Annotated in this window: 19 protein-coding genes; 8 read left to right on the top strand and 11 right to left on the bottom strand. The window is 71.0% G+C overall.

Annotated elements, in window-relative coordinates; genetic code table 11:
- Both ACFE64_RS11695 and ACFE64_RS11690 read right to left on the bottom strand, forming a co-directional pair.
- The coding region (locus tag ACFE64_RS11695) for a GapR family DNA-binding domain-containing protein (protein WP_375392641.1) at positions 1-85 on the bottom strand (85 nt) is incomplete at its 3' end.
- A 60-nt stretch (positions 86-145) separates the two neighbouring features.
- The gene (locus ACFE64_RS11690; RefSeq protein ID WP_375392640.1) at positions 146-433 is read right to left on the bottom strand and encodes a DUF1244 domain-containing protein; all 288 of its coding nucleotides are present in this window, start codon (positions 431-433) and stop codon (positions 146-148) included.
- Positions 434-505: 72 nt separating this feature from the next.
- On the opposite strand from ACFE64_RS11690, the gene pyk reads away from it, so the two are divergent.
- Positions 506-1960 carry a pyruvate kinase gene (gene pyk / locus ACFE64_RS11685; RefSeq protein WP_375392639.1) on the top strand — a complete coding sequence of 485 codons (1455 nt, stop codon included), beginning with the start codon at positions 506-508 and terminating at the stop codon, positions 1958-1960.
- On the opposite strand, the gene ACFE64_RS11680 is transcribed toward pyk, so the two are convergent.
- The 4 genes from ACFE64_RS11680 to ykgO form a co-directional block, all read right to left on the bottom strand.
- On the bottom strand, positions 1951-2343 hold the full coding sequence (locus tag ACFE64_RS11680) for a type II toxin-antitoxin system VapC family toxin (RefSeq protein WP_375392638.1): 393 nt from the start codon (positions 2341-2343) through the stop codon (positions 1951-1953). The genes pyk and ACFE64_RS11680 overlap by 10 nt on opposite strands.
- The gene (locus tag ACFE64_RS11675) at positions 2340-2618 is read right to left on the bottom strand and encodes a type II toxin-antitoxin system Phd/YefM family antitoxin (RefSeq protein ID WP_375392637.1); all 279 of its coding nucleotides are present in this window, start codon (positions 2616-2618) and stop codon (positions 2340-2342) included. The genes ACFE64_RS11680 and ACFE64_RS11675 overlap by 4 nt, the downstream gene beginning before the upstream one ends.
- A 40-nt stretch (positions 2619-2658) precedes the next feature.
- The gene (locus ACFE64_RS11670) at positions 2659-3273 is read right to left on the bottom strand and encodes an HAD-IA family hydrolase (RefSeq protein ID WP_375392636.1); all 615 of its coding nucleotides are present in this window, start codon (positions 3271-3273) and stop codon (positions 2659-2661) included.
- Between the two features lie 119 nt (positions 3274-3392).
- Positions 3393-3518, bottom strand: a complete 126-nt coding sequence (gene ykgO / locus ACFE64_RS11665; protein ID WP_008069451.1) for a type B 50S ribosomal protein L36 — start codon at positions 3516-3518, stop codon at positions 3393-3395.
- Positions 3519-3649: 131 nt separating this feature from the next.
- Between ykgO and ACFE64_RS11660 the strand changes: the two genes are divergently transcribed.
- Both ACFE64_RS11660 and ACFE64_RS11655 read left to right on the top strand, forming a co-directional pair.
- Positions 3650-4243: a hypothetical protein gene (locus tag ACFE64_RS11660; RefSeq protein ID WP_375392635.1), complete on the top strand. Its 594-nt coding sequence runs from the start codon at positions 3650-3652 to the stop codon at positions 4241-4243.
- Positions 4240-5349 carry a M14-type cytosolic carboxypeptidase gene (locus tag ACFE64_RS11655; RefSeq protein WP_375392634.1) on the top strand — a complete coding sequence of 370 codons (1110 nt, stop codon included), beginning with the start codon at positions 4240-4242 and terminating at the stop codon, positions 5347-5349. The genes ACFE64_RS11660 and ACFE64_RS11655 overlap by 4 nt, the downstream gene beginning before the upstream one ends.
- Positions 5350-5462: 113 nt before the next feature.
- On the opposite strand, the gene ACFE64_RS11650 is transcribed toward ACFE64_RS11655, so the two are convergent.
- Together ACFE64_RS11650 and ACFE64_RS11645 are read right to left on the bottom strand one after the other, a co-directional pair.
- A complete protein-coding gene (locus tag ACFE64_RS11650; RefSeq protein ID WP_375392633.1) occupies positions 5463-6476 on the bottom strand; it encodes a serine hydrolase domain-containing protein in 1014 nt (337 codons plus the stop codon).
- Complete coding sequence (locus ACFE64_RS11645) at positions 6469-7992, bottom strand: permease (protein ID WP_375392632.1); 1524 nt, start codon at positions 7990-7992, stop codon at positions 6469-6471. The genes ACFE64_RS11650 and ACFE64_RS11645 overlap by 8 nt, the downstream gene beginning before the upstream one ends.
- Before the next feature lie 113 nt (positions 7993-8105).
- Here ACFE64_RS11645 and ACFE64_RS11640 point away from each other — a divergent pair, with 113 nt between their 5' ends.
- Complete coding sequence (locus tag ACFE64_RS11640; protein WP_375392631.1) at positions 8106-11189, top strand: TonB-dependent receptor domain-containing protein; 3084 nt, start codon at positions 8106-8108, stop codon at positions 11187-11189.
- A gap of 101 nt (positions 11190-11290) precedes the next feature.
- On the top strand, positions 11291-12406 hold the full coding sequence (locus ACFE64_RS11635; protein ID WP_375392630.1) for a serine hydrolase domain-containing protein: 1116 nt from the start codon (positions 11291-11293) through the stop codon (positions 12404-12406).
- Between the two features lie 109 nt (positions 12407-12515).
- Here ACFE64_RS11635 and ACFE64_RS11630 read toward each other — a convergent pair whose 3' ends face one another.
- Entirely contained in the window at positions 12516-14000 is a 1485-nt protein-coding gene (locus ACFE64_RS11630; RefSeq protein ID WP_375392629.1) for a deoxyribodipyrimidine photo-lyase, read from the bottom strand.
- A 63-nt stretch (positions 14001-14063) separates the two neighbouring features.
- Between ACFE64_RS11630 and ACFE64_RS11625 the strand changes: the two genes are divergently transcribed.
- Positions 14064-14315, top strand: coding sequence for a hypothetical protein (locus tag ACFE64_RS11625; RefSeq protein ID WP_375392628.1), 252 nt, complete (start codon positions 14064-14066; stop codon positions 14313-14315).
- An 81-nt stretch (positions 14316-14396) separates the two neighbouring features.
- Positions 14397-14585 carry a hypothetical protein gene (locus ACFE64_RS11620; RefSeq protein WP_375392627.1) on the top strand — a complete coding sequence of 63 codons (189 nt, stop codon included), beginning with the start codon at positions 14397-14399 and terminating at the stop codon, positions 14583-14585.
- A 7-nt stretch (positions 14586-14592) separates the two neighbouring features.
- On the opposite strand, the gene ACFE64_RS11615 is transcribed toward ACFE64_RS11620, so the two are convergent.
- The gene (locus ACFE64_RS11615; protein ID WP_375392626.1) at positions 14593-14892 is read right to left on the bottom strand and encodes a hypothetical protein; all 300 of its coding nucleotides are present in this window, start codon (positions 14890-14892) and stop codon (positions 14593-14595) included.
- Between the two features lie 16 nt (positions 14893-14908).
- Positions 14909-16030: an AI-2E family transporter gene (locus ACFE64_RS11610; RefSeq protein WP_375392625.1), complete on the bottom strand. Its 1122-nt coding sequence runs from the start codon at positions 16028-16030 to the stop codon at positions 14909-14911.
- A gap of 98 nt (positions 16031-16128) precedes the next feature.
- On the opposite strand from ACFE64_RS11610, the gene ACFE64_RS11605 reads away from it, so the two are divergent.
- Positions 16129-16783 (top strand): Clp protease N-terminal domain-containing protein (locus tag ACFE64_RS11605; RefSeq protein WP_375392624.1); only part of this gene is annotated, 655 nt, incomplete at its 3' end.

Genomic DNA, 16783 nt, shown 5'->3' with positions numbered 1-16783 from the left:
CGGCGAAGCCGCGCTTCTCCTCCTCCAGCCGCTCGATGCGCTCGATGAACTGGCGCAGCTGCTCGGCGGACACGTTGTCGGTCATGATGCTCTTTCGCTGGTGAATCGGAACCGGCGGCCGTGTAGGCGAGGCATGCGGCGGCCTTCAAGGATTGCGCCGCTGACTTTCCGCCATGCGCGCGAGCTGCGCGGGCGTGGCCTCGGGCTGGCGCGCCTTCCACGCGGCGTAGGGCTCGCCATAGACAATGCCGCGGGCGGCATCGCGGTCCAGGCCCGCGGCGTCCTCCACCCATTCCGACAGGCAGTTGCGGCAGAAACCGGCCAATCCCATCAGGTCGACGTTCTGCGCATCGGCGCGGTGGCGCAGGTGGCGCACCAGCCGGCGGAAGGCCGCGGCGGCGGCCGCATCGTCGAGCTGGTCGAGCGGGTCCATTCGTATTCTCCGCGTTGCGTGGGGGTCATTAACGGCTAGAGCGGCGCCGCGCCTCATCCCCGGGAAGCCGACATGACCAAAGCCATCACGCCGCGTTCGCGCAAGGTCCGCGTGCTGGCGACGCTCGGCCCCGCGTCCAGCACGCCCGAGATGGTGGAGGCGCTGTGGCGCGCGGGGGCCGACGCCTTCCGCATCAACATGAGCCATGGCGACCAGGCCGGCAAGGTCGCGATCATCGCCGCCATCCGCGCGCTGGAGAAACGCTGGGGCCGGCCGACCACCATTCTCGCCGACCTGCAGGGCCCCAAGCTGCGGGTCGGGCGCTTCGCCGGCGGGCGGGCGGCGCTGACGACCGGCGCGCGCTTCGCGCTCGACCGCGATCCGACCCCGGGCGACGCGACGCGCGTCGAGCTGCCGCACCGCGAGATCTTCGCGGCGATCACGCCGGGCGCGCGGCTGCTGCTGGATGACGGCAAGCTGGTGCTGCGCGTGGTCGAGCACGATGCCGACCGGATCGTCACGACGATCGAGGTCGGCGGGATGCTGTCCGATAACAAGGGGCTGAACGTCCCCGACGTGGTGGTGCCAATGGCGGCGCTGACCGAGAAGGACCGCAGCGATCTCGCCTTCGCGATCAACGAGGGGGTCGACTGGATCGCGCTGTCGTTCGTGCAGCGGCCCGAGGACCTGATGGAGGCGCGCCGGCTGATCGGCGGCAAGGCGGCGCTGCTCGCCAAGATCGAGAAGCCCGCCGCGATCGACCGGCTCGACGAGATCGTCGAGCAATGCGACGGCGTGATGGTGGCGCGCGGCGACCTGGGCGTCGAGCTGCCGCCGCAGGTGGTGCCGCCGCTCCAGAAGCGCATCGTCGAGGTCTCGCGGCGGCTGGGCCGGCCGGTGGTGGTGGCGACGCAGATGCTGGAGAGCATGATCTCGTCGCCCTCGCCGACGCGGGCCGAGGTGTCCGACGTCGCGACCGCGATCTATGACGGCGCGGACGCGATCATGCTCTCCGCCGAGAGCGCGGCGGGCGCCTGGCCGGTCGAATCGGTGGCGATGATGAACGCGATCGGCGAGGCGGTGGAGCGCGATCCCGGGCATGGCGACCGCATCCACTTCACGGTCACCAAGCCCGATCCCACCACCGCCGACGCGCTGGCCGAGGCGGCGAAGACGATCGCGATGACGGTCGGGGCGGCGGCGATCGTCTGCTACACCACCTCCGGCTCGACGGCGCGGCGTGTCGCGCGCGAGCGGCCCTCGGCGCCGCTGCTGGTGCTCACGCCCAGCCTGGCGACGGCACGGCGCGCGGGCCTGTTGTGGGGCGCGCACGCCGTCCACACCCGCGACGTGGAAAACTTCGAGGAGATGGTCGCCAAGGCCAAGCGCATGGCGCTGCGCCACAACATCGCGCGCGCCGGCGACCGGGTGATCGTGCTTGCCGGCGTCCCCTTCCGCACGCCGGGCGCCACCAACGTGCTGCACGTCGTGCGGATCGTCGGCGACGAGCTGAAGGGCTATGGCTGATAGGCGAGCGGGTGGCGGACGAGCTTGTTGTCGCGGGTCAAGAGTTTCGCCTGCAGAGCCTGCGCGTGGGCGAGCAGTAACTCGTCGAAGGGATCACCATGCGGCGGGTCGTCCTCAAGCGTGACGATCGTATCCGCCGGCGCAAGCGGGTGAACGACGATCCGATGGCCTTCGCAGAAAGCGACGGCGTCCACCGGCAGGGGGATGGACGGCGTCAAGCCGCGACGGCGCTCCGCGCGGGCCTTGATGCGCAGCTCCATCAGCGACAGTGTCGACACGATCAGGTCCTCGGCATCTTTGATGGCGGCGTCTTCGCTGTTCGCAAGCTGCCGGCGATCCGTCATCAGCAGGATGAGCATCTGCGTATCGAGCAGGAGCTTCACGCGTAGTCATCGCCCCAGATCTCTTTCGCGAGTTCCGGGCCGTCAAACCATTCCTGCCAAGCCGCGTCGAGCGGTCGCGAAGGCTTTGGAAGGCCGAGCTTTTCCTGAACGCGGTCGAACTCGTCCCAATCCCATTTCCGCTTGGGTTCGGGCGAGGGAGGGCCAAGCTCGGCCACGGCCCTGCCGTGCTTGGTGATCGTCACGCGTTCGCCACGCTCGGCGGCGGACAGGGCGACGGCAAATTGCGCACGAGCCTCGCGAACCGACATTTCCATCATGCACCTCTTGTGTGCACATGTGTACGCTCAGCCAGGCTCAGTCAAGTAGCCCGAACTGCTCCAGTTCCCGCCGCAGCGTCGGCGCGTCGGTGAAGTACAGCGCGATCAGGCCGGCGGCGGTGGCGCCCGCCACGTTCGCCGCGCTGTCGTCGACGAACACGGTGCGCGCCGCCTCCAGCCCGAAGCGTCGGAGCGCCAGGGCGTAGATGGCAGGATCGGGCTTCACCAGTTTCTCCTCGCCCGACACGACGATGGCGCGGAAGCGGTCGAACATCGCCGCCTCCTGCTGCCGGAACGGCGGCCAGAACTCGTGCGAGAAATTGGTGATCGCGTACAGCGGCACGCCGCGCGCGTGCAGCGCGTCGACCAGCGCCGGCATGCCCTCGACCGGGCCGGGAATGCTTTCGAGGAAGCGCGGCGACCAGGCCTCGATCAGCGCGCGGTGGTGCGGATGCGCGGCGATCAGCTCGGCGGAGGTGTCCGCGAAATCGCGGCCCGCGTCGTGCTGGAAATGCCACTCGGTCGTGAGCACGTCGCGCAGGAACGCGTCGAGCTCCTCGCCCTCGGGGATGAGGCGCTCGTAGAGGAACCGCGGGTCCCACCGATAAAGGACACGACCGATGTCGAAGATGACGGCCGTGGGGTGGCGCATATCGCTTTGATCGGGCCCCGACGCGGGAGTAAATCCCGCGTCGTCGGACGGCGCTCCGCGCTGCCGGCCGGGCCCTCGCGAGAGACGCGGATCAGCCTCGCCGATCCGCTCGCTCGGGCTCAGCCCTGGCGCGCCTTGAAGCGGCGCTGCGTCTTGTTGATGACGTAGGTGCGGCCGCGACGGCGGATGACGCGGTTGTCGCGATGACGATCCTTCAGCGACTTCAGCGAATTGCGGATTTTCATGGCAGGATTCTTCTGTGACACGCGGGAAAATGGACGCGCCCGCCTATGGAGGCAGCCCCGCAAAGTCAACCGGGAGCCGCACGGGCGATCGGTGCGTTAGGGGCGTCTAGTCAAGATCAGGTCCACCGTCCATGAACCGCTTCCCGCTCGCATCCCTGCTCGCCGCCCCGCTCGCGCTCGCCGCCTGCGCCACCACCGGCGGCGGCCCGCCGGCCGAGGTGATCCGCTATCATCTGCCCGACGGCGTGGAGCGCGGCGCGGCGACGGTGGAGAGTGCCCGCCCCGGGCTGATGACGCGGCCCTATGAGGCGGCGGTGGCGCGCCAGCTCGGCCAGGCGGGCTATCCCCCGGCCGCCGGCGCCCCCGCGCCCTATGTGGCGGTGGTGGACGTGCAGCAGCGCGAGGTGCAGGGTCCGCCACGACGTTCGCCGATCAGCATCGGGATCGGCGGCGGCGGCTTCAGCGGCGGGCGGGGCGGCGGCGTCGGGCTGGGCGGCGGCGTCGCGTTTCCGGTCGGCGGCCGTGCCTCCGCCTGGGTGCAGACCGAGCTGTCCGTCCTCATCAAGCGCCGCGCGGACCAGACCACCATGTGGGAGGGGCACGCGCGCACCGCGACCGACATGCGGCGCCGCGACGTGACCGAGGACGCGGTGGCCGATCGGCTCGCGGCGGCGCTGTTCACGGGGTTCCCGGGCGAGTCGGGGCGCACTATCAGCGTGCCATGAGCATCAGCGTCAACGCCGCGTTCGACGGCGGCAATATCCGGGTCGTCGGGATCGAGGGCGACCGGATCGACCTGGAGATCGTCAAGGACCGGCAGTCCGACTTCTACCAGTGGTTCCACTTCCGCGTGGCAGGCGCGGCCGGCCGGACGCTGACCTTCCGCATCCTCAATGCCGCAGGCTCCGCCTATCCGCGCGGCTGGCCGGGCTACAGCACGCGCGCCAGCACCGACCGCGAGACGTGGCGGCTGGCGGAGACCCGCTACGAGGGCGGCGTGCTGGAGTGGCGCTGGACGTTTGCCACACCGCTCGCCTGGTTCGCCTATTTTGCGCCCTATTCGATGGAGCGGCACGCCGCGCTGGTGGCGCACACGGCGCTCGCCGCCGGCGTCGCGCATCGCGAGCTGGGACGGAGCCTGGACGGGCAGGCGATCGACTATCTGCGCCTCGGCGCCGGACCCAAGCAAGTGTGGCTCTACGGCCGCCAGCATCCCGGCGAGCCGATGGCGGAATGGTGGATGGAGGGGGCGCTGGAATGGTTGACGAGCGCCGCCGCCGCACCGCTGCTCGCCGCCGCGACGGTGCATGTCGTGCCCAACATGAACCCGGACGGCACGCGGCGGGGCCACCTGCGCACCAACGCCGCCGGCGTGAACCTCAACCGCGAATGGCACGCGCCCTCGGCCGAGCGCAGCCCGGAAGTGCTGTGCGTGCGCGACGCGATGGACGCGACGGGAGTCGATTTCGCCATCGACGTGCATGGCGACGAGGCGATCCCGGCCAATTTCATCGCCGGCTATGAAGGCATCCCGTCCTGGAGCGAGGATCACGGGGCCAAGTTCTACGCATTCGGCCACCGCCTCGCCGCGCATACACCGGACTTCCAGACCGAACGCGGCTATGAGAAGGCGAGCGCCGGCAATGCCAACCTGTCGATGTCGACCAACCAGCTCGCCGAACGCTTCGGCGCCGTGTCGGTCACGCTGGAGATGCCGTTCAAGGATCACGACCTGAACCCCGATCCCGATCACGGCTGGTCGCCCGAGCGCTGCAAGCGGCTGGGCGTCGCCTGCCTGGAGACGCTGGCGGGGATGATCGACGAGATTTGAGGGCGCGGGCGCACCGGCGATGATGAGGGGGGTCCCGTCGGCTTTGGTCGCTTGAGAACCGTCATCCCCGCGCAGGCGGGGATGACGGTTCTTCATGTGGAACAGGATCGACCTTAAGCGCCGCCCCGGTCGAACGCCGCCACCACCGCATCCCCGGTCGCGGGCCGGAGCGCGACGATGGTCGCGGCGGCCGCGCCGTGGCGCGTGGGGTGGACGCGGTTGGTCAGCAGCGTCCAGGCGAGGCCGCGGGCGACATCGATCCACAGCCCCGTGCCGGTGAAGCCGGTATGGCCTATCGTGCCGGGCGCGCAGGCGTCGCTGCCGGGCCAACCCGCGACGCGACTGTCCCAGCCGCAGGTACGCGCCGCGTTCACCGGCGTGCGGATCGCGGCCAGCATCGCCGGCGAGGCGCCGCTGCCGTCGAGCAGGCCCTGGGCATGGTCGAGCACGCCGTCGACCGTGCCGAACAGCCCGGCATGGCCCGCCGCGCCGCCCAGTGCCGCCGCATTCTCGTCATGCACCTCGCCCTGGAGCACGCGGCCGCGCCACGGGCACGCCTCGGTGGCCACCGCGGGCCCGGGCGGCGGACCGTAGCTCAGCCCTGCCGGCAACGCCCAGGCGGTGAGCGGCGCGCCCGTCAGCCGCTCGATTGCGATGCCGAGCAGCATGTAATTGACGTCGGAATAGACCGGCGGGCCGGCCCGCCACTCGCGCTGGAGGATAAACGCCTTCAGCCTCGCCGCGTCATCGCCATAGGTGTAGACGGGCTCCACCGCAGGCAGGTGGGTGCGATGCGCCAGGCAGTCGCGGAAGGTCAGACGGCGCTCGGGCGCGGTCAGGTCATACTGGCGCAGATCGGGGATGGCGTCCGTCAGCGGCCGATCGAGGTCGAGCGCGCCCGCGTCGGCCAACCGCAGGATCATCGTCGCGGTGGCGACCGGCTTGGTGAGGGAGGCGAGATCGAACCAGTGCGCGCGCGTCAGCAGCTCGTGCGAAGGAACGAGGGCCGCCTGCCCCGCCACGGCCACCCAGCGCCGCCCGTCCGCGGCGACGACGCCCAGCGCAGCACCCGGGATCGCGCCGGACGCCACCGCCGCGGCCGTGGGCGCGAAGGCGGCCTCAAGCATCGGCGCGCGGCCTCGCCCGGATCGCCACCGGCAGCAGCAGCACCGCGGCCAGGCTCATCGCCCCCGTCAGCGCGAAGAACCCGTCATAGCCCCAGCGCTGCGCCATCGCGCCGGACGCGCCCGCCAGCAGGCGCGGCAGCAGGAAGGCGAAACCGGAGAGGAAGGCGTATTGCGCGCCGGGGAAGCGGGGGTTCACCAGCAGCGACAGATAGATGACGAACACCGCCCCGGCAAAGCCGTGGCCGAACTGGTCGACCGCCATCGCGCCGTAGAGCGCCGGCTCGCCGACCGGCGCGCGCGCCAGCCAGGCGAACGCCCAGTTGCTCACCGCCGACATCGCCGCGCCGACCGCCAGCGTCCGCCCGAGCGGCGCGCGCGCGCCGAGCCAGCCGCCCAGCGCCACGCCCGCCATGCTCGCCGGGATCGTCACCCAGCTGTCCGCGACGCCGACCGCCGCGGGCGCGTAGCCGAGCGCGTTGAACAGCGGGTGCGACAAGGTCAGCGCCATGACGTCGCCCATGCGGTAGATCGACACGAAGGCGAGCACCGGCAGCGTCTGGAACCCATAGCTCCAGAACAGGTCGACATAGGGCCCGATCGCGGCCGAGCGTCGCGCCGGCGCATCGGCGGCCAACCGGCGGATCGCCGGCAGCAGCGCCGCCAGCGCGGCGAACGGCGCGAGCGCGAGGACCAGCACGGGGATGGTGACGTTGGTCTTGGCCGAGACGCCGGCCGCCACGGCGAGACGCAGCCCCGCCCAGCCGATTGCCGCGGCGATGCCGCCGCTGGCGAGCAGCGCCGTGCCGCTCGCCGCCAGACCGGTCGCGAGCGCCACGCCGCGGCCGCCGCCCTCCCCGGTCGGGGGCATGGCGGCGAGGATGGGGAAGGGCAGGAACGCGATCACCGCGATGGCGGCGTAAGCGAGCCCCCAGCTGTCGCCGCCGCCCAGCGTCGAGAGCCAGATCGCGCCGCCGCTCGCCGCGACCATGGCGCTGCGATAGCCCCACAGGTTCGCGGCCACCAGCGGCCCCTGCGCCGCGGCGGTCGGCGCCAGCTCGATCCGCCAGGCGTCGGCGGCGACCTCCAGCGTCGTCGTCCAGAAGGCGAGCAGCGTCGCGAACAGCGCGGTCAGCGGCAGGCTGCGATCCGACGCGGTCGCCGCCATCGCGCCGAGCGAGGCCGCGATGCCGAGCTGCGCCAGCATGATCCAGCCGCGCCGCCGGCCCCAGAAGCGCGCGAAGCCGGGGACGGCATAGCGGTCGAGCAGCGGCGCCCAGGCGAACTTGAACGCCGGCAGCAGCGCCACCCAGGCGAAGAAGCCGACCGTGACGATGTCCACCCCGTGCCGCGTCAGGCGGAACAGCAGGGTGGCGTTGAACATGTAGAAGGGCAGCCCGGCGGAAAAGCCGAGCAGCAGGTAGAGCGCCATGCGCGACCGTGGCGGTCGCCCTGCCCGCCGCTCCCGCGCGAACGCCGCCGCCTCGACCGCCATCTCCATCGCGCCAGCGTCCGCCACGCGCGCGCGTCAAGTCAATGGCCGGTCATTTTCCCTCTGGCGTTTGATGACGGATTTGTTGCTTAATGCGCGACGGGAAGACCGCGAGGGAGCGGCGCCCGGGGGGACGGCAGATGCGGATGATGGTGACGACGCGACAGGCATGGCTCGCGGGCGTGGCGCTGGCGGCCTTGGCGGCGACGGCCGCCGGGGCGCAGGTCCCGGCCGCGCAATCGACGCCGCAGGGAGCGACCCCGACCGGCGCGCAGACGCCGACCACCGGCGCGGGCGCGGAGGGCGGCGACGCCGATGCGGGGCGCGGCGACACCGGGCGGGAGGTGCTGGTCACCGGCTCGCGGATCAAGCAGGACCCGAACAATTCGGCGCTGCCCCTGCAGATCATCACCACCAAGGACCTGTCGCGCGAGGGCATCAACAGCCCCGAGCAGCTGATCTCCTTCCTGTCGGTCAACGGCAACGGCGCGGACAACCTCGCCTCCAACAGCGACGTGACGAGCGGGGCGCAGCGCGGCACCAACGGCCTGTCGGCGGCGAACCTGCGCGGCCAGGGCTCCGCCTCGACGCTGGTGCTGCTCAACGGCCGCCGCGTCGCCGCGCACGGGCTGACCGGCTCGGCGGTGGACGTGAACCAGATCCCCTTTGCGGCGATCGACCGGGTGGAGGTGCTGAAGGACGGCGCGTCGGCGATCTACGGCACCGACGCGGTCGGCGGCGTCATCAACTTCATCACCAAGAAGGACTTTACCGGCATCGACCTGGCCGGCTTCGCCGACATCACGCAAGCCGGCGACGCGCCGATCTATCGCCTGTCCGCGACCACGGGCGTCGGCGACCTGCAGACGCAGCACTTCAACATCATGGGCTCGGTGTCGAAGAGCTGGAACGGCGTGCTCTACGGCAAGGACCGCGACTTCGTGAACGGCAACCAGCCGAACCGCGGGCTGTCGATCGACACGCGCGGCACGCCGATCGCCACCGCCTTCCCGATCAACCCCACCGTTGCCGGCGTCGGCATCACCCAGACCGGCACGCTGCTGGGCGGAACGACGGGCGCGACGCTGTTGTCGCGGCTGGTCATCCCCGGCACGACGACGCTGGCGAACGGCGGCATCAACACGCTGAACCTGCCCGGTGGCGCGGGCTGCGGCTCGTTCGACGGCGGGCTGCCTTATGATTATCAGCTCTGGTCCAACCCTTCGGCGCGCTACGCCTGCGCCTACGACACCGGCCGCGCGGCGGTGCTGCAGCAGCCGCTGGAAACGCTGACCTATTACGGCCGCGCGACCGTGAAGCTCGGCCGCCACGAGCTGTTCGCGGAGGTTACCGGCTCCGACGCGAGCTCGTCCAAGCGCTTCTCGGAAAACCAGTATTCGGCGAACAACACGTCGCTGCCGATCGCCTATCCGCTGAACGCGCTGACCGCCCCGACCTACAACGCCGTCTACGACCAGCTGGTCGCGGTGTTCCCGGCGATCGCGGCCAATTACGGCAAGCCGATCGCCTTCCGCTATCGCTGCATCGAGTGCGGCGTGCGCACCTACGACACCGACACCAAGACCTTCCGCGGCGCGGTGGGTGCGGAGGGGCCGCTGTTCGACGGCTGGGAATACCGCACCGGCGCCTCCTACGCGGACAGCATGGCGACCTCGGTGCTCGGCGGCGGCTATCAGTATCGCGGCACGTTCGCGAGCGCGGCGGCGGCCGCCGCCTCGGGCGTCGCGGGCGCGGCGGTGGGCAAGGCCGATCCGCGCGCCCCGACCGCGCCGGGCGCGAGCGCGCCGGGCATCGTCGGGCTGTTCAACAGCGGCATCCTCAATCCCTTCTCGCTCACCCAATCGCCGGCGGCGGAGGCGGGGCTGGAGGCGGTCTCCGCGCGCGGCGTGCGGCTCTACGGCGGTAAATATTCGGTGGTGCAGGCCGACGGCTCGGTCTCGGGCAAGCTCTTCCGCCTGCCGGGCGGCACGGCGCAACTGGCGCTGGGTGTCGACTATCGGCGCGAGATGTACAATTTCAACGGCTCGGACGCGGCGGCGCTGGCGTCGCCGGACATCTTCAATGCCGCCTTCGACAATGTGAACGCCCTGAAGGAGGTGCATCGCGACGTGAAGGCCGCCTATGGCGAGCTGTCGATCCCGATCCTGAAACCGCTGGAGATCGACGTCGCCGGCCGCGTCGACGACTATACCGGCTTCGGCAGCACCGTGAATCCCAAGGTCACGGCCAAGTTCCGGCCGACCAGCTGGCTGATGTTCCGCGGCTCCTACAACACCGGCTTCCGCGTGCCGACGTTCAACCAGATCTATAACGGCATCACCGATTCGCCCAATCCGGGCAACACGCGCGTCGATCCGAGCACCTGCCCGCAGGGCACGGTCAACTCGGCGATTCCCGGCTGTGCGGCGATCACGCCCGACACGCTGACCGGCGGCAACCTCAAGCTGGGGCCGGAGACATCCAAGGAGTTCGGCGGCGGCGTCGTGTTCGAGCCCTCGCGTCACTTCAGCGCGTCCGCCGACTTCTGGAGCATCGCCGTCGACAACACGATTGGCGCGCTGACCATCGACCAGCTGCTGGCCAACTACCAGTATTTCCCGGATCGGATCATCCGCGACCCCGTCACCAGGGCGATCACGTTCCTGGACCTGACCTCCGACAATATCGGCTCGCGCCGGACGCAGGGTATCGATTTCGCCGCGCACGCCGGCGTCGCATTGGGCAACGGCCAGCTGCTCGCCGGCTTCGACGGCACCCTGCTGCTCAAGAAGCGCGAGAAGTTCCTGCCCAGCGCGCCTTATGGCCCGAGCGAGATCGGGCTGTTCACGCTGACCGGCGATCTGGGGCTGAAATGGAAGCACAACGTCTTCCTCACCTGGGCCAACGACAAGGTGACGCTGAGCGTCTCGCAGATCTTCCGCGACGGGTATCGCAACCAGGCGCTGCCCGGCATCGCCAACGGCACCGTGGTGCGGCCGGACTACAATCCGTATGTCGACGATTACATCCTCTACAACGCCAATGCCGGCGTGCGCATCCGGCGCAACCTGGAGCTGACGTTCGGGATCAGGAACATCCTGAACACCGACCCGCCCTTCGCCATCACCTATGACTCGAATACGGGCGCCGGCAGCTCGTGGGAGCCGCGCGTCGCAGACCCGCGCGGACGCAGCTTCACGGTGGCGGTGGAGGTCAAGTATTGAGGTATGCCGCTCGTCGCCCCGGCCTTGAGCCGAGGTCCCGCTAGCTTGGCCGGCCGGAGAAGCGGGACCGCGGGTCGAGCCCGGGGTGACGCGGTCCAGGCATGATCGCCGTCCTCCTCGCCGCCGCGCAGCCGGTCGCGGCCATGCGCGTCGCGTTCGACCGGCACGGCGAGACGTCGGCCGCTGCACACGGCGTGGCCGACCTGGCGACCGGCCGCGTGGTCACCGTCGACGACCCCGTCCGCGTCGCTTCCATCTCGAAGCTGGTCACGGCGATCGGCGTGCTGCGGCTGGTCGAGCAGCACCGGCTCGACCTCGACGCCGACGTCTCCGCGCTGCTCGGCTGGCCGCTGCGCAACCCGGCCTTCCCCGATCGGCCGATCACGTTGCGCCTGCTGCTGTCGCATCGTTCCAGCCTGACGGACGGCGTCGACTATGTCCTGCCGCTCGACGCCGACCTGCGCACGGTGCTGGCCGACCCGAAGGCGTGGGACGCGCAGCACCCGCCGGGCTCCTTCTTCCGCTACACCAACATGAACCTGCCCGTCGTCGCGGCGGTGGTGGAGCGCGCGACGGGCGAACGGTTCGACCGGCTGATGGCGCGGCTGGTGCTGAACCCGCTGCAGCTCGACGCCTGCTTCAACTGGGCGGGCTGCGCGCCCGCGACGCGCGCGCGTGCGATCGTGCTCTATCGAGACGGGCAGCCGGTCAAGGACACGCCGGCGGAGATCGCCGCCTGCCCCGTCACGCCCGCGCGCGACACGTCCTGCGACCTGGCGCGCTGGCGGCCGGGCGTGAACGGGGCGATGTTCGCGCCGCAGGGCGGCCTGCGCATCTCGGCGCGCGCGCTAGCCCGGATCGGGCGGATGCTGCTGGACGGCGGCCGGCTGGACGGGGTGCGGGTGCTGAGCCGCCGCTCGGTGCGGCTGCTGGAAACGCCGCTGTGGCGCTTTGACGGCACCAACGGCGAGACGGAGGGCGGCTTCTACTGCGGCTACGGGCTGGCGGTAACGTTTCTCGCGACGCCGGGCTGCCGCGACGATCCGTTCGGCGACGGCGCCGCGCGGCTGGGCCATGGCGGCGACGCCTATGGCCTGCGGAGCGGCCTGTGGATCGATCCGGCGGCCGGGACCGGCATCGCCTATGCCGCGACGGACGTGCCGGCGGCGGATGCGGGCTTCACGCCGGTGGAGGCGGCGCTGGCGAGGGGTCCGTAAGCACGGCATCGTCATTCCCGCGCAGGCGGGAACCCATATTGGCTGGCCAGCGACGCCGAAGCACAGCGCGAATGGATCCCCGCCTGCTCGGGGATCACGGAGAATGGGATCAGACCGGCAGCTCGCCGCTGAGATACGGGTCGACCGGCGCTTCCTCAGGCACGTCCAACGCCAACCCCGGTCGCGCCGCCTCGCGCGCGAGCCAGGCGGGGCCGGCGGCCTGTTTCCGGATCGAGGCGTCGGTGCGGATCGGCACCAGGCCGTAGACCTGATTGCGCCGGTAGCCCGGCTGCGCGTCGCCGAACGCCCAGGCGATGTTGCCCCAGGTCGCGGGATCGCGCCCGTCCAGGCTCAGCCGGTCGTTGAGGTAGCAGGCCGTCGCCCAGCCGGCTTGGGGGCTCGGCGTCATCGCGATCAGCCGCTTGGCCCAGTACATGCGCAGATTGTTGTGCATCCAGCCTTCGAGCAGGAACTGCTTCTGGCAGGCGTTCCAGCTCTCGTCCGCCGTCTCGCCCTCGATCAGCGCACGAAGCGGCTCCAGCGCGAGGCGGGGATCGCCGGCATGGTCGGCCAGCTCGCGCCGCGCCCAGCCGGGGATCCGATCATAGTGTTCCGGAACGGCGAGCGACCGCGCGCGATAATGGAACCATTCGCGCCAGGTGAGCAGTTCGTCGAGATACTTACCGCGTTCCTCGGCCGAGACGTCGGCCGCCTCGACCGCCGCGACCACCTCGCGGGGGCCGACGACGCCGAAATGGAGATAGGGCGACAGCGCGCTCGCCCCGTCGCCGCGGGTCGCGTCGCCGCGCGCCTCGGCATAGGCGGGCAGCACCTCGTGGCGCAGCCGCTCCAGCCGCGCCGCCACCGCCGCGCGGGTCGGCGGGAATCCGCCGGCGACCGGCAGGCGATGGTCGATCCGGCACTCGGCCACGAGCGCGTCGAGCGCCTGATCGCTCACGTCTGCCAGCCGGTCGGGACGAAAGGGCAGCTCGCCTGCGTAGGCCGGCACCGTCGCGGGCTCGTCGGTCCAGCCATACCAGTCGGCACGCGCAGCCTGGTGGCGGCGGCGAAAGGCGGAGGTGGTCTTGACCCCCTGCTCGAGCGCCAGCGGCGGCACCACGCAGGCGGCGTTGACGACCAGCGTCGCGACGTCCGCCCGCGCCGCGAACCGGGCCGTCTGCCATTGCGCGATGAAGCCCGGCTGGTCCTCCGCCACCACCGCCGCCGCTTGCGCCGCCAGCCGATAGACCAGCCCCTTCTCGCGATGGCCGCCGCGATCGATGAACTGGACGCAGGCGAGCCCGCGCGCCTGGACGTCGCGCTCCAGATCGCGGCTCGCGCCCAGGATGAACCGGTGCAGCCGATCCGATGCGTACGGATAATCCTCGCGCACCCCATGATAGACCAGCACCGGCAGCCGCCAGGCCTCGCCGAGCCGGACGGCCGCGTCGATCACGGGGTTGTCGGTCGCGCGCAGCGCCTGTTGCAGCCAGCACAGGACGTAAGCCGCCGGCGCGCGCACCGGCCGGTCGTTGGCGCAGCGGACGCGGGGCACCTCGCGCCAATCGGCGAGCGGGGCAAGCGGATCGGTCATGCGGCGTTCCTCGACCGGCGAACACGCTTCGACAAGCGTCGCCAGGACCGTTTAGAGGGAGCCATGCTCCATGTTACGGCCCTCGACGCGATCGGCCTCGCCGGCGTGCTCGCCATGCTGATCGCCTACGCGCTTACCGTCGCCGGCCGGCTCGATCCGCTGCGGCCGCCGGCGCTGCTGATGAACCTGTTCGGGTCGCTGGCGGTGCTGCTGTCGCTGACGGCGGCGTTCAATCTGTCGGCGGCGGTGATCGAGACCGCCTGGGCGCTGATCGCGCTGATCGGGCTCGGGCGCTGGCTCGTGATGGCACGGTAGGCGCGTCGCGGGTGCCATCGCTTCGTTGCAAAGGCGCAACGGACGGACCCGGCGGTGCCATCCGGCGTTGGTGCGCCCAGCATGGCCATTCCTCCACCCTCCTGCGAGCGCATCGTCGCGGTCGGGCTGCTTACCCAGCGCGACGTCGAACTGCTCGGCGTGGGGTTCCGGCGCCTGTTCCCGCTCGATGGCGATGCGCCGTTCGACGACCTGCTGCGCCAGCTCGACCGGATCGAGGCGCAGTCCTGCCGCTCGCCCGACGCGCACTGAGCCGGATTTAGCCGACCCGCGTTCCCGACAGGGGGAAGCTGCCGAACGCGCCCGCGCCGACTGTCCCGGTCAACGTGTCACCGCTCGCGGTCGCCTTGCAGTCTAGCGTCATCGGCATGGGCACGGTCATCTGCTGCTTCCAGCTGATCGTCTCGCCGTCCGCGCTGCCGCCGATATCGCTCGAGCCCATCGCGCCCGAGACGGTGCCCGACCACGCGTCGCCGGCGCTCCGCACCGTCAGCTGCATCTTCTGATCGCCCAGCGGCGACTTCACCGTGCAATCCCAGCTGCCGTCCACATCCGCCATGATCTGCTCCTTGATCCTACTGACGCGCCTTCACCGCCCGCGCGGGCAAGTCAAGCGGGGGCTCGGCGAGAGGCGCGGCGCCGGGCGTCAGCCGCTCCTCGCGGACCATCTGCCAGGTCGCCAGGAACAGCGCGGCGGCGATCGGGCCGATGACGAGGCCGCTGAAGCCGAACGCCGACAGGCCGCCCAGCGTCGTCAGCAGCACCAGCGCGCCCGGCAGCTTGGTGTCGCGGCCGACCAGCACCGGCCGCAGCACATTGTCGACGTTGCCGATCAGCAGCGCGCCGGAGAGCGCCATGACGATGCCCTGCCAGCTATGGCCGACCGCAAGCAGGTAGAGCGACACCGGCACCCAGACCAGCCCGGAGCCGATTGCCGGCAGCAGCGCCGAGAACATCATCACCACCGCCCACAGCAGCGCCTCGGGCACGCCCAGCACGGCCATGATGACCCCGCCCAGCGTGCCCTGGATGACGGCCATGACGACGCTGCCCTTCACCGTCGCGCGCACCACCGCCACGAAGCGCTCGGCAAGCACCGCGCGCTGGTGCGGCGGCAACGGCACCGCCTCGCCCGCCCGCGCCGCCAGCACCCGCCCGTCGCGCACCAGCCCGAAGGTGAGATAGAGCATCAGCGCCAGCCCCAGCAGCGCACCCAGCGCGTCGGAGCCGATCGTCAGCGCTCGGCTCGCCAGCCCCCTGATCTGCTGCTGCACCGCCACCGACACGCGCTGCACCACCGCGTCGATGTCGGTCAGGCCGGAGCGCCGGAGGATGCCCTGCGCCCAATCGGGCAGCGCGCCGGTCGCCTGGGTGAACAGATGGCCCATGTCGACCTGCCCCGAACGCAGCCGCTCGATCAGCCCCGCCGCGTCGCTGACGATCGCGCCGCCCAGCACCAGCACCGGCGTGACGATCCCGGCGACGATGATGAGCAAGGTGACGATCGCCGCGCGCCCCGGCCGTCCCGGCCAGCGCCCGAGCAGCCGGTCGTTGAGCGGCATGAACACCACCGCCAGCACCACGGCCCAGAGGATCGGCCCGAAGAACGCCGCCACCGTCCAGCCCAGCAGCAGCGTGACCGCGATCGCGAACAGCGCGAAGGCGCGGTTCTCCAACGGTTGGCGGCCGGCATCCATCTACCTACCTTGCGCTCTCCGGCGGCATTGCGCCAGCTTGGCGCTTGTGTTGCCGAAATATCACACCATATCGGCGGCCAAGGCCGACAGGGACAGCCATGAACCTCGAAAAATATACCGATCGCGCCAAGGGTTTCCTGCAATCGGCGCAGACCGTCGCGATCCGCCTGAACCACCAGCAGATCGCGCCCGAGCACCTCCTCAAGGCCCTGCTCGAGGACGAGCAGGGCATGGCTGCCGGGCTGATCGCAGCGGCCGGCGGCGACGCGCGCCGGGCGACGAGCGAGACGGACGCGGCGCTGGCGCGCATTCCCGCCGTCTCCGGCTCGGGCGCACAGACGACGCCGGGGCTGAACGCCGATTCAGTGCGCGTGCTCGATCAGGCCGAGCAGATCGCGGCCAAGGCGGGCGACAGCTACGTCACCGTCGAGCGGCTGCTGGTCGCGCTGGCGCTGTCGCTCAACACCGCGGCGGGCAAGGCGCTGAAGGCGGGCGGCGCGACGGCCGAGGGATTGAACGGTGCGATCAACCAGCTGCGCGGCGGCCGCACCGCCGACACCGCGTCCGCCGAGGACCGCTACGACGCGCTCAAGAAGTTCGCGCGCGACCTGACGCAGGCGGCGCGCGACGGCAAGCTCGATCCGGTCATTGGCCGCGACGAGGAGATCCGCCGCACCATCCAGATCCTCGCGCGCCGCACCAAGAACAACCCGGTGCTGATCGGCGAGCCCGGCGTCGGCAAGACCGCGATCG

This window comes from uncultured Sphingomonas sp. (genome assembly GCF_964250165.1).
GTDB lineage: Bacteria > Pseudomonadota > Alphaproteobacteria > Sphingomonadales > Sphingomonadaceae > Sphingomonas.
This window is presented reverse-complemented; position numbering and strand designations above follow the sequence as displayed.